Raw genomic sequence first — 1,017 nt, 5'->3', positions numbered from 1 at the left:
TTTTTCCAATGAAGTATATCCTTATCAAATTGTTTCATTCTTTCTTCTACAATTAATTTGTCTTTCATATCTCTACTAGATAAACGTTCGTATAAAACTTTTTTGCTTGGAGGTAATATAAATATTGAAATCAACTTATAATTTAATTTTCGTTTAATTATTTGTTCTGTCCCCTGCCAATCAATATCAAATAAGACATTTATCCCTTTATCTAGTTTATCAATAATATTTTTTTTTGAAGTCCCATAATAATTTTTAAATACCTCTGCAAATTCCAAAAATTCATTTTTATTAATTAGGTTTTGAAATTGAGTTTTGTCTATAAAAAAATAATCGATACCATCAATTTCATTTAACCTAGGAGTCCTAGTGGTATGAGAAACTGAAGTGAAATATTTTTTGTTTTTTGAAATTAGTTTTACTAACGTTGTTTTTCCAGCACCAGAAGGGGATGAAAGTATTATCATCGCTCCCCTTTTTTTTAAGGACATCTAAAATTAGTTACTTTTACTCTCTATAAATTTAATAGCATCACCAACTGTTAGAATTTTTTCGGCTTCGCTATCTGAAATTTCAGAACCAAATTCTTCCTCAAAAGCCATTACTAGTTCAACTGTATCTAAACTATCTGCACCAAGATCATCGATGAAACTTGCTTCATCAACAACTTTCGCTTCGTCTATACCTAAATGATCTGCTACAATTTTTTTTACTTTACTTGATATTTCTTCTGACATATTGAATCCTTTGTATAATTTCTTAATAAATAAAATAGAAGTTTTGTCAACCTAAATACATACCTCCATTAACATGAATTGTTTCACCAGTTATATAATTGGCTAAATCTGAAGATAAAAATGCTACCGCATTTGCTACATCGTCTGGTGATCCAAGTCGATTTGAGGGAATTTTCGAAATAATTAATTCTTTAAATTTTGGATCAATTTTGTCAGTCATTTGTGTTTCGATAAAGCCAGGAGAGATACAATTTATATTAATATTTTTTTTTGCATACTC

The 1,017-nt window shown here is 28.1% G+C and carries 3 protein-coding genes; all 3 read right to left on the bottom strand.

What is annotated here, in order from left to right:
* On the bottom strand, positions 1-491 hold a 491-nt coding region (gene gmk, locus AMN80_RS02155), incomplete at its 3' end, for a guanylate kinase (protein ID WP_075520366.1).
* 6 nt (positions 492-497) lie between these two features.
* Complete coding sequence (locus AMN80_RS02150; protein ID WP_075520365.1) at positions 498-737, bottom strand: acyl carrier protein; 240 nt, start codon at positions 735-737, stop codon at positions 498-500.
* 46 nt (positions 738-783) lie between these two features.
* Positions 784-1,017: SDR family oxidoreductase (locus AMN80_RS02145; protein ID WP_143323375.1), on the bottom strand; the 234-nt coding region annotated here is incomplete at its 5' end.

Origin of the sequence: Candidatus Pelagibacter communis (assembly GCF_001179985.1) — a bacterium.
GTDB classification, from domain to species: Bacteria; Pseudomonadota; Alphaproteobacteria; order Pelagibacterales; family Pelagibacteraceae; genus Pelagibacter; species Pelagibacter ubique_J.
This window is presented reverse-complemented; position numbering and strand designations above follow the sequence as displayed.

Bases quoted from the DNA above. Each gene is read 5' to 3' on its own strand.
- AMN80_RS02150 (WP_075520365.1), bottom strand. From the start codon at position 737: ATGTCAGAAGAAATATCAAGTAAAGTAAAAAAAATTGTAGCAGATCAT.